Raw genomic sequence first — 16906 nt, 5'->3', positions numbered from 1 at the left:
GTCATGAAAAAAGAGAAAGAACCAAACTTTTTTAAAGAAATGGATTCGTTTATAAAGACATACAAAAAAAGATATATTTTATCTGTTATGCTAAGTATGCTTTCTGTTCTATGCGAACTGTTATCCTATGCTTTTGTTGGAATTTTAGCTGGATATATCTTCAAAGGATTTCATGGAAACAACACGATATATGTCTTGATTTTCACTATAATCTGCAAAATATCAGGGGTGCTGCTTTCAAATATTTCAACACTTATATCTCATAAAGCAGCATACTTAACGCTAAAGGACTTAAGATATGCAATTTGTGATAAATTTGTTAGATTGCCGATGGGATATTTTGATATGAATCCTAGTGGAACATTAAAAACTATATTGGTAGACAGGGTGGAAGATATAGAAAAAACATTAGCGCATCTACTTCCGGAGATGACTGCAAATTTATTGATACCTATTGCTATGATTGTTTGGATGCTTGCAGTTAATATTAAGCTTACCGGGATTATATTTCTTTGGGTTATATTTGGACTATCAATCGGAATGCTTATGATGATTGGATATAAGAAAAAATATGAGGGACAAGTACAGGCACAAAAGAATATGAATCAAGCGGTTATAGAGTATATCAATGGGATTGAGGTAATTAAAACTTTCAATATGGAAGATAGTTCATATGCCAAATATAAAAATGCAGTCATACGCCATGCGGAGTATGCTATAAACTGGATGAAAAGCTCACAGATTTATGCGTCTCTTTCCTATAGCATAGCTCCTGTATCTATATTTCCAACAATTGTTGTGGGATTGATACTTTTTAATAATGGGTTTATTACTGAGCAAAGTTTATTTTTGTTTATGATGATTTCTCTTGGTATATTTAAACCGATTGTTAAAGCGTCCAGTTATATTGACCAATTGGCACAGATGGGAACTGTTGCTAAGGAAATAAAAGGAATCTTAGATTATCCGGAACTTAAGAGAAGTGAGAATTCTAATTTAAAAGAAAAAATGACATACGACATAGCGTTTGAAAATTTACAATTTTCTTATGATGGGACAAAAAATGATGTTGATGATGTGAATTTAACCATTAAAGAAAAAACTATGACTGCAATTATTGGTACTTCAGGTTCAGGAAAATCAACTCTAATGAAACTTTTAGCCGGATTTTGGGATTTTGAGAAAGGAAACATAAAAATAGGTGGTATAGGGGTAAAAGACCTTTCAATGAATGATCTGAATACTCTTATCTCCTATGTGGATCAAAATACATTTTTATTTGATGATACTATTTTGGAAAATATTAGAATAGGTAAAAAAGATGCAACGAATGATGAGGTGATAGAAGCTGCTAAAAGAGCCGGTTGCCATGATTTTATTGTAACTTTGCCTGATGGATATGACACCATCGCAGGGGATAGGTTATCCGGCGGAGAAAAGCAAAGAATAGCTATTGCCAGAGCAATTCTAAAAAATGCTCCAATTATCATATTAGATGAAGCAACTGCAAGTACAGATATTGAAAATGAAGAAAAAATTCAAGGAGCGTTACTGGAGTTTACCAAAGGAAAAACACTAATTGTTATTACACATAAAATTAAAACTGTCATAAATGCAGATAAGATCATATATATGGAAAATGGGAAAATCATTTGCGATGGAAAACATGAAGAACTTATTAAGTCGTGTTCTGCGTATAAGCATTTATATGAAATAGCAAATTGAATGGAGGTGAGAATATGTTTGAAGCTATAAAAAGTGTATGGAACTTTAGTGATAAAAGGCAAGGCAGTTTAGTCAAAATTTTAATTCTATCATTTATAGAAGGCATATTCGTTATGCTGAAAATGATAGCAATAATTTTAGCGGTAAATGCCATGTTTAATAGCAATTTGATGGACAATTATATTTATAAGGTAATGATACTCGGAATTGTATGTATCATCGGCGTATTTGGTTTTGGTTATTTCACACAACTGGGTTCTGTATCCGTTGGATTTGAGATGGCGAAAGATAAAAGGTTATATTTTGGCTCATTATTTAAAAAACTCTATTTAGGGTTCTTTAGCAAAAATTCAGTAGGAAATATAAACTCAACACTGACTACATCTATTTCAACTGTAGAACAAGTTGCACCAATCATTTTAATTCATGTAATAGGTGGAATTTTATCTGCTATATCAATAGTTTTAGGATTTGCTTACTATGAATGGCAAGTTGCCGTTGTAATATTTGCAGGCATATTAACATATTTGTTTGTAGTTAATTATCAAATGAAAATTTCAAGAAGCGAAGCTCCCAAAAGACAATTAGCACAAACAAAATTAACGGAAAGTGCTATTGAATTTATACAGGGAATAAGCGTAATTAAGGCTTTTGGTATGGGAGAAAAAGATGAAAGAGTAAAAAAAGATATAGATGGTAGTTGTGTTAATAATATAAATTTATCCGAAAAATCTATTCCCTCAAGCATAGGTGCCGGTCTTACGATACAGCTGTTTGAAATTATGATTATTAGCTATGCGTTTTTTATGTGGAATAGTGGAGAAATTTCTCCTCAAAAAGCCATTAATTTATTGATTATGAGCTTTGTAATATTCCAGTCTGTAAGTCAAGCGGGTTCTATTCTTTCTATGATTGGGCTTTTAGATAGTTCACTAAAGGATATAAGCAGTATGGAAAATGCAGAAGAAATAAAGGTATTATCACCTATTCAAAATATAAAATCCAATGAAATAGAATTTAAAAATGTAAGTTTTTCTTACGGAAAAGGAGAAGTTTTAAAGGGGATATCAGTAGCTCTTAAACCGAACACACTTACAGCGATTATCGGACCTTCAGGTTCAGGAAAAACAACGTTTTGCAAGCTTATACCGAGATTTTATGATGTAAGCGAAGGAGAAATTCTGATTGGTGGAGCAAAAATAACAAATATCTCCACCGAAGAATTGATGAAAAATATAAGTATGGTATTTCAAAATGTGTATTTGTTTGAAGATACAATTATGAATAATATTCGTTTGGCAAAGCCAAATGCCAGTGATGAGGATATTATATCTGCTGCAAAAAAAGCGCGCTGTCATGACTTTATAAAAAGCTTGCAAAAAGGATACGAAACTAAAATTGGCGAAGCGGGTAGCACTTTATCCGGCGGAGAAAAACAAAGAATAGCGATAGCTAGAGCAATACTCAAAGATGCTCCCATTGTGATTTTAGATGAATTTACCAGTGCTTTAGATGTAGAAAATGAACGCCATATTTTGCAAGCCATCGATAATTTAGTACAGAATAAAACAGTTATTATGATTGCACACAGATTAGAAACTGTTAAGAAAGCAGACAACATCATTGTTTTAGATAAAGGGGAAATAGCACAAGAAGGAACGCATAATGAGCTTATAACTCAAGATGGGATATATAAATCATTCATTTCAATAAGAGAGCGAGCAAATAAATGGAGTTTTAAGTAAATACAACCATTTTGATGTTTGACTAAATAAATGAGTATTTAATGGGAGATGACGATGTTTTTTGATAATAAAAGTTTTTGAAAGTAACTTTTAACACAAAAATTAAATAATTCAATAACAATAAGAGTTAATTTGATTGTTATTTTCGGAGGACTTTTTACGCCAAAGTGTAGAAGTCCTCCTTTTTTATCCTCAGAAAACCATAATGTCATACGCAATAAAGGCAGCAAAAGAATCAATAAATCTTGAAAAAGAAATAAGAAAAAGGTGAATAATATTTAGAAAAAGCAAATGAAATATGATTTTAAATAAGCCGTAGCCAAGGTAAATAAAAAAGAAAAAGAAAGTATCATAGAAAAGATAAAAGAATATAAGCAAGATAGTGATAAGTTTAATAAAAAAAGACAATCAGTCAAAGACTATTATCAAGAAAGATAAGACCTGGTAAAAATATCTTATCCAAGCTATAATATGACCAAGAAAATAAAGGCAGATCTAGGAGGTAATAGATATGAATAAAAGGCAAGAGCTAATAGATGAACTCATAAAAGCAGACGAAGATGGAACATATAAAACATATAAAAGCACAGAAGAAATAAAAGCAATGAACAATGAGGAAATACAGATTATATATTCCAATATGAAAAACTATCTATCAGACAAAAGAACGCACACAAACTACTAAAGGTGGAAAAGCAAAATAAGAGCAGAAAAACAATAAAAGGTACAAAGACCTAAGTAATATATAAAAACATCAAAATAAAGCATTCCACCATCACCGACAATAAAATAAAAACAAGCAAAGGGAAGTATAGAAAAATTAAAGCCTATACTTCCCTTTTTTTAATTCAAACAAAGGAGATAAAACATGATAAACGAAGAAATAAGCAAAGAAGCAGGTCAAGCAGCACAAACCATAATAACATACACAATAAAGGCAGCAAAGGAATCAATAAATCTTGAAAAAGAAATAAGAAAAAAGATGAATGGTACTTTAGAAAAAGCAAATGGAAACTTAAAAAGTCTTATGGGCGATGAAATGAAAATAAAAGACCTCTACAAAAAAGGACAACTAGAAAATATAAGCATAGATCAAAGCGACCTCAAAGACTTAAAAAAAGAACTAAACAAACTTGGAGTAAACTTTTCAGTAATGAAAAACAAAGAAACTAAAAACTATGAAATATTCTTCCAAGCCAAAGACATAAAAGTAATGGAATATGCTTTTAAGCAAGTCATAGCCAAGGAAAATAAAAAAGAAAAAGAAAGTATCCTAAAACAAATAACGAAATACAAAGACCTATCCAAGAACAAGGATAAGACAAAAGAAAAAGTCAAAAGGAAAGTAAAAGAAAAAGTAAAACCAAACAAAAAAGATATGACCAGAGAAATCTAAGGGAGTAACGAAAAGTTACACCCTTAGATACCCAAAATAACAAGACTTCCGAAAAGCAGAAGTCCAGAATTCCGAAAATCGGAAATCAAGAATTTCGATTATCGAAAATCTTGAATACATCAATGTAGATAGGATATAAAATTGAATAAATGTAAAATTTATGATAAAATGACACTGATAATTGTTATCAATAGGAGATGAAAATGTTAAAAAAATTTTTTGAAAATGTAAAAAATCCTAAAAATAATTTCGGTGGTCGTTTCATGGTGAAAGGAATGAACGTTGGCCACGAAAAATTGGCGAAATGGGGCAGATCCTTTCTGCATATTAAAACCTCGGATGTAGTTTTAGATCTAGGATGTGGTGGTGGACGTAATGTTCAATACTTCTTAACAAAGGCTGAAAAAGTATATGGAATGGACTACTCTAAAACAAGTGTAGATATAGCAAGTTCAGTAAATAGCGAAGCTATAAGAGATGGCAGGTGTAAAATTATTGAAGCAGACGTGGCTAAGTTACCTTTTGAAGATGAATCCATAGATATAGTAACTGCCTTTGAAACCATTTATTTTTGGAAGAATATAGAAGTATCTTTTAGGGAAATTCATCGTGTACTAATTAAGGACGGTCAGTTTCTAATATGCAACGAAGGAGCATATAGAGAACATAAAAATATAAAAAAATGGGCGGATATGCTAGATTTTGAAGTTTATTCTCCCGAATATCTCACAGAAACATTGAATAAGATAGGCTTTAAATGCGAATACCATCTGGACGAGAAAGAGCATCTAGTATTTTTAGCTAGAAAATTATAAAAAAATTTGTGAATAATGAAAAATAAATTTTAAGGAGAAGTAGAGAAAAAATCTGCTTCTTTTTTTATTGCAAGGAGGATTAGAATGGCAATAAACAAAAGATATTATTGGATAAAATTAAAAGAAGAATTTTTCACAGACAAAAGGATAAAAAGATTAAGAAGAATATCGGGAGGAGATACCTACACGATAATCTATCTAAAACTTTTATTACTAAGTCTAAAAGATGGGGGCAAACTCTATTATGATGGAGTAGAAAGTGATTTTATAAAAGAGTTAGCACTAACCATAGATGAAACAGACGATGATGTAATGGTTACAGTTAATTATTTAATCAATCAAGGCTTACTAGAAGTTGTAACAGAAAATGATGAATACTATTTAACAGAAATACCAAACTTAATCGGATCAGAAACAGCATGGGCAGAGAAAAAAAGAAGATACAGACAAAATAAACAGAGGACATTGTCCTTAATGAGTCCAACACATGTCCGACAAGAGATAGAGATAGAGAAAGATATAGAGATAGATAAAGAGAGAGAGGGAGAGATATAAAAAGATAAAAAGTCCACCCCCATCTTTTATGGAGAATTCAAAAATGTAAGGCTAAGCAAAGAAGAATATAAAAATCTAAAAGAAAAACTAAACTCACACACAGAAATAATGATAAATAAACTATCAAGATACATGAAAAGCAGTGGAAAGACCTATCAAAACCACTATGCAACAATCTTAAATTGGTATGAAGGAGATAAAGATAAACTAACACAGAAAGGTTTAAATAAAAAAATGAACTATGATGTAGGAGAATCTTTATAGATAAAAAAGAGGTGGAAAGGTACTATTAAAGACTTTAAGTCTAAAAGGTATCAAAGTATGCCAGAGATAAAAAAATATAAATATGACACTTTAAAGGCGATTAGAAAATTAAAGAAAAGCCAGAAGACTTTTAGATGTAAATGTCAACCCCAAAATGGTCCACAGTTATTATCGGAAAGTGGTCCACATATAGTAAAAAATTGATCACATATCTCTTTCCCCTAGGGGAAAGGCATTTTACACAGTCTCTTACAAAAATTTAAAGACCATCATATTTTATTTAAAATTTATGACAGAATAATTTTTTTCGACTAGACGATAAAAAAAAAAGATGATATATTGATATTGATTATCAAATAGCACATAGAAAGAAGGTTAATATGAAACTTTATAAGAAATTATTTTCCTATATGCCTGAAAGAAAAATTCATGGAATACTTGCGGCGATGCTAGCTGCAGTTGGGAATTTATTGCAGTTTTATGCTTATTATTTAATTTGGATCTTGCTTAGAAATGTATTTTGTGGAGAAGATCTAATGGATCTTAAAAACTTCTCTATAAAAATTCTAGCTCTTTTCGTCTCCTGTGGTCTCTTCTACTTTGGCGGAACATGGATGAGTCACTTAGCTGGATTTAGGCTTGAAACTAGGCTTCGTGAAAAAGGACTTAGCCATCTACTTAGGGCTTCAAATACTTTTTTTGACACCCATAACTCTGGTGAGGTAAGAAAAATAATCGACAACAACGTGGAACAAACACACATGATTGTGGCTCATTTAATTCCGGATCAAACTGCTGCATTTTTGACTCCAATACTTATGATTATCTTGACCTTCGTATTGGATTTATACCTTGGAATATTTTTTATTCTCATTGTCCTAATAAGTTTAGTACTTGTAAAAAATATGATGGGTGATCAGTCCTTTATGAAGAAGTACATGGATATGCTTGATGAAATGAACTCAGGTGCAGTTGAGTATGTAAGGGCTATGCCTGTAGTAAAGATTTTTAATGCACCACTAATTGGTTTTAAAAAACTTTATGATTCGATCCTAATTTATAAGGACATGGTATATAAATATTCAATGTCCTGCAGGATTCCATACGTATTGTTTCAATGGCTTTTAAATATTTTTATAATCACGCCAGTCTTTCTAGCGATATTCATGGTTTCAAAAGGACAAGATCCCAATGTATGGGCGGCAAAAATTTTATTTTTTACTCTATTCATGGGGATATTCTTTTCTAACACAATGAAAATTATGTATGTATCTATGTTTGTTTTTCAAGCTAACTCTGCTGTAGATAATCTTGAAAATCTGTTCACTGAGATGAAAGAAAAAGAAATAGTTTTTGGTACACAAAAAGATTTACAAAAGAAGAATATAATCTTTAAAAATGTTGATTTTTCATACGATGGCAAGAATAAGATTTTACATAATTTTTCTTTAAATCTTGACGAGAACAAAGTATATGCTCTTGTAGGTAGCTCTGGATCTGGTAAGTCTACCATTGCTAAGTTAATCTCTGGACTATATCCTGTAGATTCTGGAGAAATTTTAATCGGCGACAGAAATATTTATTCCTACGATGGAGAAAGCTTGATGAAGAATATCGGCATAGTTTTTCAAAATCCTAAACTATTCCAAGGAATTTCGATTTTTGAAAATGTAAAACTCGCAAATAAAGATGCAAATGATGAAGAGGTCTACAAAGCCTTAAAGCTTGCCCGCTGTGATGAATTTATAGATAAATTCAAGGACAAGTACGATGCGATAATAGGTGCTGAAGGGATAAATCTGTCCGGTGGTGAAAAACAGAGGATCTCCATTGCGAGAATATTTTTGAAGGATCCAAAGATAATTATCCTTGATGAAGCTTCTGCTGCTGCAGATCCGGAAAATGAATATGAATTACAGATTGCCTTTAAGGAACTTATAAAAGATAGGACGACAATTATGATTGCTCATAGGCTTTCTTCGATTCGTGGAGTAGACGAAATTTTACTGGTAGAAGATGGAAAAATTCTAGAGAGAGGAAGCCACGATGAACTCATGAAGGAAGACAGCAGGTACAAGAAGTTTATTGAAATGTACAATGAAGCAAATGAATGGAGGGTTGATCTATGAAAAACTATTTAAAAGATAGATTTGCACTTACAGACAAAGGTGCAGAAGGAACCATTGTTGCGATTAAATATTCTACCTTAAAGAGTCTATCCTACATGCTTCCTATGTTTCTTCTTATGTATGTCATGCAAGGTCTCTTGGGGCTGGGCAAGTTTAATCTCAAGATTTCTGTCATCGCATATATAGTAATTGCCCTTATAATGATGTTTGTAATAAATAGAGATTACATCACAACCTATAATGAAACCTATAAAGAATCTGCAAATTTAAGGATTGAACTTTCTGAAATTATAAAAGATCTTCCCCTTAGTTTCTATTCAAAAAGAGATTTAACTGACTTTTCTCAAACGATTATGAAGGATGTAGAGGCAATGGAGCATGGTCTTTCTCATGCAGTTTCAGGTTTTTATGGCTTTATAATAAACCTAGTTATTATTTCCATTTTGTTGTTAATTGGAAATGTAAAGCTTGGTCTTGCAGTTATAGTTCCCATTTATATTTCTGCTATTTTGAATTTGACTTCCACCAAGATGCAAAAGAAAGCGACGGCGACCTACTACAAAGAACAGAGAAAGTCTTCTAAGATGTTCCAAGAACTAATAGATCTATCCACTGAAATCAAATCCTACAATTTGACTGAAGAAAAGGAAAAAAGTGGCATTGACTTTGTTAGGTCCTTAGAAAAGAAACACATTAAGTCAGAACTGGGACAAGTTATCCCCATTGTTTCTGCAACAGTTGTGGCAAACTTATCCCTAGCCCTTGCAATATATGTAGGATTAAATAGCTTGATAAATGGAGAAATAAATATCTTGTATTTTGCAGGCTACCTATTTGCTTCAGCAAGATTAATTGATGGAGTTGCTGCCTTTAACCAATTTTATGGAGAGTTAATGTATATCGATTCGCCAATAGAAAAGATAAAGGCACTTAGATCAGAAGAAATCCAACCGGGAATAGAAACAGAATTTAAATCATTTGACATAGAAGGAAAGAATGTAGAATTTTCTTATCTCGATGACAAAAAAGTCATAGATAATATTTCATTTAAGGCTTTGCAGGGAAAAACTACTGCTCTTGTTGGTCCATCTGGTTGCGGGAAGTCCACTCTAATAAAATTGGTGGCAAGGCTCTATGATTATGACAGAGGAGAAATCTTAATAGATGAAAAAGAAATAAATAAATCGAGAACAGAAGATTTATTTAAACATATTTCCATGGTCTTTCAAGATGTAACCCTCTTTAATGGATCAGTAATGGAAAATATTAGGCTGGGCAGGTCCAGTGCCAGTGACGAAGAAGTGCTAGAAGCTGCAAGGCTAGCGAACTGTGACGAGTTTGTAAAGAAACTTGAGAATGGATACGATACGGAGATAGGCGAAAATGGATCTAACTTATCTGGAGGAGAAAGACAGAGAATATCCATAGCAAGAGCATTTTTAAAGGATGCAGAAATAATCCTACTAGATGAAATTGCAGCATCACTTGATGTGGAAAATGAAAAATATATCCAAGAATCTCTAAATAAATTAATTAAAAATAAGACGGTGATGATAGTTTCCCATAGGATGAAATCAATCAGAAATGTAGATCAAATCATAGTTATGAAAGATGGAAAGATAGAAGATTTTGGAAAACACGATGAACTTTTAAAAAGTAGCAAAACCTACCAAAAGATGATTGAATCATCTAAAAAATCTGAAGAATTTATATATTAAGGAGGAAAGAATGAATAAATTTGGAATTCGAGATTTAATAAATGCAGGAGTATTTTCACTCTTAATTTTAATGGCAACCTGGTGTGGAGGTATGATAGGTTTTATGCCTGTACTTATGCCTCTAGTTCCATTTGCTTGCGGTTTATTTTCAGGACCAGTATTTATGCTTTATTCAACAAAGATAGATAAATTTGGAATGGTCTTAATCATGGGAATAGTATTTGGACTTGTATTTTCAATGTCAGGCCATGGAGCGGTAGTTCTTCCTGCCATAATTGTAATGTCCTTAATTTGTGAGATGATATTAAAAAAAGGTGGCTATAAGTCAATAAAAACTGCAAGACTAACATACATGGTATTTATGCTGTTTGGAGCTGTAAATTTAATACCAATTTATTTTGCTAGAGATGCCTTTGTACAATCCTTAATCGATAAAAATTATGGGGCTGAATATGCAGAAAAAATGTTATCTGTTATGCCAACTTGGTCCTTTATACCTGTAGTTCTACTAGGTATGCTCGGTGGATACATAGGATGTACCATTGGAATTAAAATCTTAAATAAACATTTTAAAAAAGCGGGAATGGCTTAATGAAAATTGATTTTAGGACAAAATTATTCTTAACAATTATCATAGGATTATCTGCCACAGAAGGTTCCATTAGTATGAATTATAAATACCTTGGAATTTTGTTAGCTATATTTCCATACCTGCTTGCCATCCTAGATAAAAAATGGTCCCTTATTGGTAAGGGACTTTTTTATACTGGGATAGCGGTAGTAGGACAGATAGTAGCATCCAAGTATCCAAATTCTTATTTAGGGATGGTTTTTAATCTCTACTGCGGAATAATACTTAGAATACTTCCCGGAGTGATGATGGGTTACTACACCGTTTCAACTACAAAGATGAGCGATCTCGTCTATTCACTAAAGAAAATCAAATTTCCAGACTATATAATCATACCAATTTCTGTCATGTTTAGATTTTTCTATTCTATAAAAGAAGATTACAAAATCATCGGGGAAGCTATGTACATGCATGGACTTACGATGAAAAACTTCTTTAAAAATCCAGCGAAGATACTGGAATATAGATTTGTGCCATTACTTATGATTGTATCTCAAACAGCGGATAATGTTGCAATATCTGCCATGACAAGAGGCATGAAAATGAATAAAGAGAGGTCTTCCATATCAAGTGCAAAGCTTAAAACGGCGGACTATGTCCTACTAAGTTTCGGAATTTATATAATAATATTATTTATAAGGATAAAAATATGCTAGAATTTAAGAATTTTTCTCTTTCATTCAAAGAAGATGAGGGAGAAAATAGAATACTTGAAGATATAAATTTAAAATTTGAAAAGGGATCTATAAATGTCATCACAGGCAGATCTGGATGTGGTAAATCATCTCTAATCAAGACTATAAATGGAATTATACCGGAAGTGGATAAGGCAAAGATGGAAGGGGATCTTTTATTTGATGGAGAAAGTATTTTGAAGTTGGATATAACTGAAAGGTCAAAATTCATTTCAACAGTCTTTCAAAATCCAAAAAATCAATTCTACGCCATTAATTCCCTAGATGAAATCGCATTTGCGCTAGAAAACAGGAATGTTCCTAGGGATAAAATTTATGAAAAGATAGAATATTTTTCAAAACTACTAAATAGTCAGGATCTTTTGGGCAAGGATTTATTCAAACTATCTGGAGGGCAGAAACAACTAATAGCCATAAATTCTGTGGCGGTTATGGACAATGAAATATATATTTTCGACGAACCATCCGCATCCCTAGACAGAGAATCCATAAAAAAATTGGCCCACTGCCTAGAGGTTTTAAAATCCTTGGGCAAGATAATAATCATCGCTGAGCACAGGCTCTACTATTTAAAAGAAATAATGGACAGACTACTTGTAATTGAAAATCGGAAAATTTTATCCTATAGTAAAGATAGAATATCAGAAGAAATACTTGAAAAGCACAGACTTAGAACCCTTAAAGACATAGAAAAAGAAGAACTTATAAGTAAAAGCTACGAAGTGAAGAACCTATTCGACCACAGTTTTGATGAAGAAAAATCACTTGTATGTAGAGAATTTTCCTGCCAATATGAAAAAAATCCAAAGCTATTTGATTTTTCAATGAGCTTTGACCCGGGAATATATTTCATAATAGGAGCAAATGGAATTGGTAAATCTTCATTTATAAGAAATCTTTGCGGTCTTAATAAGAAGCAAAAGGGAGAAGTATTTTACAAAAATAAAAGAATAAAAAACCATGGAGACTATATTTCTCTAGTGATGCAGGATGTCAACTACCAGTTATTTACAGAATCCGTTTTAACGGAGATGAAAATAGTAACAGATGACGAAAAAAAGATTGAAGAAATATTAAAGAAACTAGAACTCTGGAATAGAAGAGAAAGCCACCCACAGAAGTTATCTGGAGGAGAAAAACAGAGACTCGCCCTAGGACTAGCAATGGCAAGTCCTAAGGAAATCGTGGTGCTCGACGAACCTACATCTGGACTGTGTTTTGAAAATATGAAAAGACTAATCGGAATATTAAAAGAGATGAAAGAAGCGGGAAAGACCATAATCGTCATAAGTCATGACTATGAATTTATAAAAAATTCGAAAGAAAATATAGTGGAGTTTGTATGAAAGAGAATAGACTTAAATCCTGGGGATTCGAAGAATTTCCCACAGAGGATCCTAGAATTATAAATTATATAGGCTTAGAAAGCCCTGAAAATAAGATGACCTCTTACGAAATATTTCCGGGGGTCTTTGTACTCTACATCAGTCTAAAGAAGAAATACAACGCTAATAATTCTTCTGCGGATGGAAATAGAGGCTACAGGATAGCATACGGCTATGAAGGCAACTTTTTCACCTACATAAACAATACAAAGGTCCTCATAACTACAAACGAAATATTCGTAGGAAGATCAATACCAAATTCAAAATTTTCTTCCACAACAAGTCATCGAACCACGGCATTTAACATAGTAATAGCAGATAAAATCTTGGATAAAAATTCCCCCTACTTTCCATACATTGGAGAATTTATATATAAATTTAAAAATGTAAAAGACATGGGATGTGCCATTAAAAACGAAGATTTGGTAAAACTTGCAAATGAATTAATTCAAGCACTTAAAGAAAGGGATATGCTATTTATAAAATTAAAATCCTTGGAACTCATATATAGAATAGGAAAAGTTGGCATAAATCCAAGTAAGACCAATTATTTCACGCCCGGAGGGGATAAACTAATGGAAGAAGTAGAGAAATATATGAAAGAAAACCTGGATAAAAATCTAAACTTAGATCATCTAGCGAAAAAATTTAAAATATCAAAATCTACTCTAAACACAAAATTCACAAGATCCTTTCAATACACGCCGATGAAGTATATCCAAAGGTTAAAACTAATATATTCAGAAGATTTGCTTATAAACACAGATAAATCCATACTAGAAATAAGCAATGATCTAAACTTTCAGAATCCATCTAACTTCAACAGAGCATTCAAAGATTTCACAGGACTTAGTCCTAGCCAATATAGAAAACAAAACGAACCTGAATAATAAAATTTAGGTTCGTTTTAGATTTTTCATAACAGAATCCAAAAAATCTCATCTATTTTTTATTTCTAAATATAAAATGGTATAAAGAAGATAAAGATAAATTAAGACATCAAGGAGGAAATAAAAAAATGAACTATGATGTAGGAGAATCTTTATAGGTAAAAAGAGGTGGAAAGGCATTATTAAAGACTTTAAGTCTAAAAAGGTATAAAAGTATGCCAGAGATAAAAAAATATAAATATGATACTTAAAAGGCGATTAGAAAATTAAAGAAATGCCAGAATACTTTTAGATGATAGATACGAAAAGGGTCCAATTTTCACTGTTACTCATGCAGTGTGAATTGGACCTTTTTACATAAGCAATTCTATTTCAAAATTGGTTACCAAGAAATACTTCTTTTCACTGTTAAGTATAAGAGGGTAATTTTAAACAATTTTGTTTCATCAAGATAAGTATTTTCTGATGGTTAAATTTTAAAAAGATTAATAACTCTCGATAAAATTTGAACCTTAACAATTGAATAGACCATGACAAGACATTAATTATTTTTGGAGCGTAATAACCTATCCGCCAAGATCTTTCTGCTGAATAATTCGGCAAAACAAGTACTGCTAAGCAAAAAGAAAGTGGCGATAAGTAAGAGTTTGAATATAGGGAGGGATACCCTATCCGCTATGAAGAAAATGAGGATAATGATACTTCTAAGGTTGAAGCCGGCTCATCCGGAATAGAGGCGGAGGTGAGATTCCTATGTTGCTAATCCAAGGCACTTGTCAATGTCGTAAAACTTAATTAAACAAATAATTATTAGATATAAAACTTTAGAGGAGGTATATATTGGACAATGACTGGAATGGATTGGCTGATTTAATAGCAAATCTGATTGCAAAATATGCTGGTGCCTTAGATTTAGATAATCTGCCCGATCTAACGCCAGCAAAAAATCAAGAGATGAAAAATAGTTTTGACAAGGCAAAAACACAAGTTGAGACGAACTAATAAAAGTATTATAATATACTTGAAATGATAGTCCAAACTTAAATTCAAAAAATTATATATGATATAGAAAAATTATATTGAGGTTAATGCTATGTCAAAAGAAAAAATAAAAGTATACCTCTATACACGAGTATCTACATCAATACAGATAGAGGGGTATTCGTTAGAGGCACAAAAATCACGAATGAAATCTTTTGCTATTTACAACGATTATGAAATTGTTGGAGAGTATGAAGATGCCGGAAAGTCTGGCAAGTCTATTGAAGGTAGAAAACAGTTCAATCGAATGATGGAAGATATAAAATCTGGAAAAGATGGAGTATCTTTTGTTCTTGTGTTTAAGTTATCAAGATTTGCAAGAAATGCCGCTGATGTTCTTTCTACACTTCAGATAATGCAGGATTATGGAGTTAATCTTATTTGCGTTGAAGATGGCATTGATTCATCTAAAGATGCTGGGAAACTAATGATTTCTGTTTTATCAGCTGTGGCTGAAATAGAAAGAGAAAACATACGTATTCAAACAATGGAAGGTCGCATTCAAAAAGCAAGGGAAGGAAAATGGAATGGCGGCTTTGCTCCGTATGGATATAAACTTGAAGACGGCAAGCTGTTTATAAATGAAGAAGAGGCAGTTGCCATAAGAACGATTTTCGACCAGTATGTAAACACTACGATAGGAGCCAATGGGCTATCTAAATACTTAGAGAATCATGGAATTAGAAAAATCCCAAGACAGAATGGTAAGAATCCTTTGTTTGATGCAGGTCTTATAAGAAAGATATTAAAGAATCCTGTATATAATGGGAAAATAGCATTTGGAAGAAGAACTTTAGAAAAAGTTCGTGGTACAAGAAATGAATATAAGCAGGTTGAACAAGATGAATATCTAATATCAGAAGGGATACATGAAGCTATAGTTTCCGACGAAGTTTGGCAAGCTGCTCAAGTTAAGTTAAAATCTCAAGCAAAGAAATATGAGCATGTGAATAAAGGAAAAGATACACGTACACACTTGCTTTCTGGAATTGTAAAATGCCCGATATGCGGAGTGGGAATGTTTGGAAACAAGTGTGCCAAGAAAAAGAAAGATAGCACAAAATATAAAGATTTTTATTACTATGGTTGTAAACATAGGCAGATGATAAGAGGTCATAAGTGTACTTTCCGTAAGCAAATTAGAGAAGAATTGTTAGATGATGCTGTTGCAGAGGTAATTGTCAAGATTGTAAGTAACCCGAAATTTGCTTCTATGATGCAAGAAAAAATCAACATGAAGGTGGACACCTCTGAAATAGAAAAAGAAATAGATAATTACCAAAAGGAATTGAGGAAGAGTCATTCTACAAAGTTTAAGCTAATTGAGGAAATAGATAATTTAGATGTTGAAGATAAGCATTATAAGAGAAGGAAACAGGATTTAGATGATAGACTATATCGTATGTATGATAAAATAGATGAATTAGAATCATCACTAATTGATGCGAAAGCAAAGAAACAGACTATTGAAGCTGAAAAACTCACAGGAGATAACATATATAAGGTTCTGATCTATTTTGATAAACTCTATAAAGTCATGAATGATATAGAGCGTAGGCAGTTAATTACAGCTTTGATTTCTGAAATTCAAGTTTATGAAGAAAAACAACCTAACGGACAATGGCTAAAATCAATTACTTTCAAGCTCCCAATTATAGACGATGACCTAAATATAAGTTTGGACAATGATGAACAAGTTGAGAGTGTAGTATTGATGTCAAGAAAATAGAATAACAAGTTATAAAACTGTCGAAATAGGTGACTTTTAGGATTTTAAAATAAATCAGTTCTATAATAAATTAAAAATCGTGTTGGTAGAAAAATCGTCTACTTCTATCAACACGATTTTGCAAAGAGCCAGTACTTACATCTCTTTTTCTCCTGTAAAACTATTGTATCTTGATACTTTAAGAAGTT

The 16906-nt window shown here is 32.0% G+C and carries 13 protein-coding genes and 2 pseudogenes; all 15 read left to right on the top strand.

Annotation, left to right across the window (positions count from 1 at the left end):
* The first annotated feature begins 3 nt into the window (after positions 1-3).
* The 15 genes and pseudogenes from CJ192_RS03290 to CJ192_RS03225 all read left to right on the top strand — a co-directional run bounded on the left by CJ192_RS03290 (position 4) and on the right by CJ192_RS03225 (position 16718).
* Positions 4-1725 (top strand): ABC transporter ATP-binding protein, encoded by a 1722-nt coding sequence (locus CJ192_RS03290; protein ID WP_102197763.1) that lies wholly within the window; start codon positions 4-6, stop codon positions 1723-1725.
* A gap of 14 nt (positions 1726-1739) precedes the next feature.
* A complete protein-coding gene (locus tag CJ192_RS03285) occupies positions 1740-3470 on the top strand; it encodes an ABC transporter ATP-binding protein (protein WP_102197762.1) in 1731 nt (576 codons plus the stop codon).
* Positions 3471-3981: 511 nt separating this feature from the next.
* On the top strand, positions 3982-4155 hold the full coding sequence (locus CJ192_RS09270; protein WP_167627190.1) for a hypothetical protein: 174 nt from the start codon (positions 3982-3984) through the stop codon (positions 4153-4155).
* A gap of 183 nt (positions 4156-4338) precedes the next feature.
* Positions 4339-4866, top strand: coding sequence for a PcfB family protein (locus CJ192_RS03275; protein WP_102197761.1), 528 nt, complete (start codon positions 4339-4341; stop codon positions 4864-4866).
* A 203-nt stretch (positions 4867-5069) separates the two neighbouring features.
* A complete protein-coding gene (locus CJ192_RS03270) occupies positions 5070-5681 on the top strand; it encodes a class I SAM-dependent methyltransferase (RefSeq protein ID WP_102197760.1) in 612 nt (203 codons plus the stop codon).
* Between the two features lie 84 nt (positions 5682-5765).
* Positions 5766-6500: pseudogene (locus CJ192_RS09365) on the top strand (phage replisome organizer N-terminal domain-containing protein).
* Positions 6501-6880: 380 nt separating this feature from the next.
* Positions 6881-8629 carry an ABC transporter ATP-binding protein gene (locus CJ192_RS03260; protein ID WP_102197758.1) on the top strand — a complete coding sequence of 583 codons (1749 nt, stop codon included), beginning with the start codon at positions 6881-6883 and terminating at the stop codon, positions 8627-8629.
* Positions 8626-10347 (top strand): ABC transporter ATP-binding protein, encoded by a 1722-nt coding sequence (locus tag CJ192_RS03255; RefSeq protein ID WP_102197757.1) that lies wholly within the window; start codon positions 8626-8628, stop codon positions 10345-10347. Before CJ192_RS03260 ends, CJ192_RS03255 begins: the two co-directional genes overlap by 4 nt.
* A gap of 10 nt (positions 10348-10357) precedes the next feature.
* Positions 10358-10939, top strand: coding sequence for an MptD family putative ECF transporter S component (locus CJ192_RS03250; RefSeq protein WP_102197756.1), 582 nt, complete (start codon positions 10358-10360; stop codon positions 10937-10939).
* The gene (locus CJ192_RS03245; RefSeq protein ID WP_102197755.1) at positions 10939-11634 is read left to right on the top strand and encodes an energy-coupling factor transporter transmembrane component T; all 696 of its coding nucleotides are present in this window, start codon (positions 10939-10941) and stop codon (positions 11632-11634) included. The genes CJ192_RS03250 and CJ192_RS03245 overlap by 1 nt, the downstream gene beginning before the upstream one ends.
* Positions 11628-13019, top strand: coding sequence for an ATP-binding cassette domain-containing protein (locus CJ192_RS03240; RefSeq protein WP_102197754.1), 1392 nt, complete (start codon positions 11628-11630; stop codon positions 13017-13019). Before CJ192_RS03245 ends, CJ192_RS03240 begins: the two co-directional genes overlap by 7 nt.
* Positions 13016-13948, top strand: coding sequence for a helix-turn-helix domain-containing protein (locus tag CJ192_RS03235; RefSeq protein WP_102197753.1), 933 nt, complete (start codon positions 13016-13018; stop codon positions 13946-13948). The genes CJ192_RS03240 and CJ192_RS03235 overlap by 4 nt, the downstream gene beginning before the upstream one ends.
* Before the next feature lie 71 nt (positions 13949-14019).
* Positions 14020-14106: pseudogene (locus CJ192_RS09425) on the top strand (phage replisome organizer N-terminal domain-containing protein); the annotation flags it as partial.
* A 682-nt stretch (positions 14107-14788) separates the two neighbouring features.
* The gene (locus CJ192_RS03230; protein ID WP_035111374.1) at positions 14789-14950 is read left to right on the top strand and encodes a hypothetical protein; all 162 of its coding nucleotides are present in this window, start codon (positions 14789-14791) and stop codon (positions 14948-14950) included.
* Between the two features lie 91 nt (positions 14951-15041).
* Complete coding sequence (locus CJ192_RS03225) at positions 15042-16718, top strand: recombinase family protein (RefSeq protein ID WP_102197752.1); 1677 nt, start codon at positions 15042-15044, stop codon at positions 16716-16718.
* The last annotated feature ends 188 nt before the right edge of the window (positions 16719-16906 follow it).

Source organism: Anaerococcus hydrogenalis, assembly GCF_002871895.1.
GTDB lineage: Bacteria > Bacillota > Clostridia > Tissierellales > Peptoniphilaceae > Anaerococcus > Anaerococcus hydrogenalis.
The sequence above is the reverse complement of the archived record's forward strand: the minus strand, read 5'-3'. Positions and strand labels throughout refer to the sequence as shown.

Bases quoted from the DNA above. Each gene is read 5' to 3' on its own strand.
- CJ192_RS03290 (WP_102197763.1), top strand. From the start codon at position 4: ATGAAAAAAGAGAAAGAACCAAACTTTTTTAAAGAAATGGATTCGTTT.
- CJ192_RS03285 (WP_102197762.1), top strand. From the start codon at position 1,740: ATGTTTGAAGCTATAAAAAGTGTATGGAACTTTAGTGATAAAAGGCAA.
- CJ192_RS09270 (WP_167627190.1), top strand. From the start codon at position 3,982: ATGAATAAAAGGCAAGAGCTAATAGATGAACTCATAAAAGCAGACGAA.
- CJ192_RS03275 (WP_102197761.1), top strand. From the start codon at position 4,339: ATGATAAACGAAGAAATAAGCAAAGAAGCAGGTCAAGCAGCACAAACC.
- CJ192_RS03270 (WP_102197760.1), top strand. From the start codon at position 5,070: ATGTTAAAAAAATTTTTTGAAAATGTAAAAAATCCTAAAAATAATTTC.
- CJ192_RS03260 (WP_102197758.1), top strand. From the start codon at position 6,881: ATGAAACTTTATAAGAAATTATTTTCCTATATGCCTGAAAGAAAAATT.
- CJ192_RS03255 (WP_102197757.1), top strand. From the start codon at position 8,626: ATGAAAAACTATTTAAAAGATAGATTTGCACTTACAGACAAAGGTGCA.
- CJ192_RS03250 (WP_102197756.1), top strand. From the start codon at position 10,358: ATGAATAAATTTGGAATTCGAGATTTAATAAATGCAGGAGTATTTTCA.
- CJ192_RS03245 (WP_102197755.1), top strand. From the start codon at position 10,939: ATGAAAATTGATTTTAGGACAAAATTATTCTTAACAATTATCATAGGA.
- CJ192_RS03240 (WP_102197754.1), top strand. From the start codon at position 11,628: ATGCTAGAATTTAAGAATTTTTCTCTTTCATTCAAAGAAGATGAGGGA.
- CJ192_RS03235 (WP_102197753.1), top strand. From the start codon at position 13,016: ATGAAAGAGAATAGACTTAAATCCTGGGGATTCGAAGAATTTCCCACA.
- CJ192_RS03225 (WP_102197752.1), top strand. From the start codon at position 15,042: ATGTCAAAAGAAAAAATAAAAGTATACCTCTATACACGAGTATCTACA.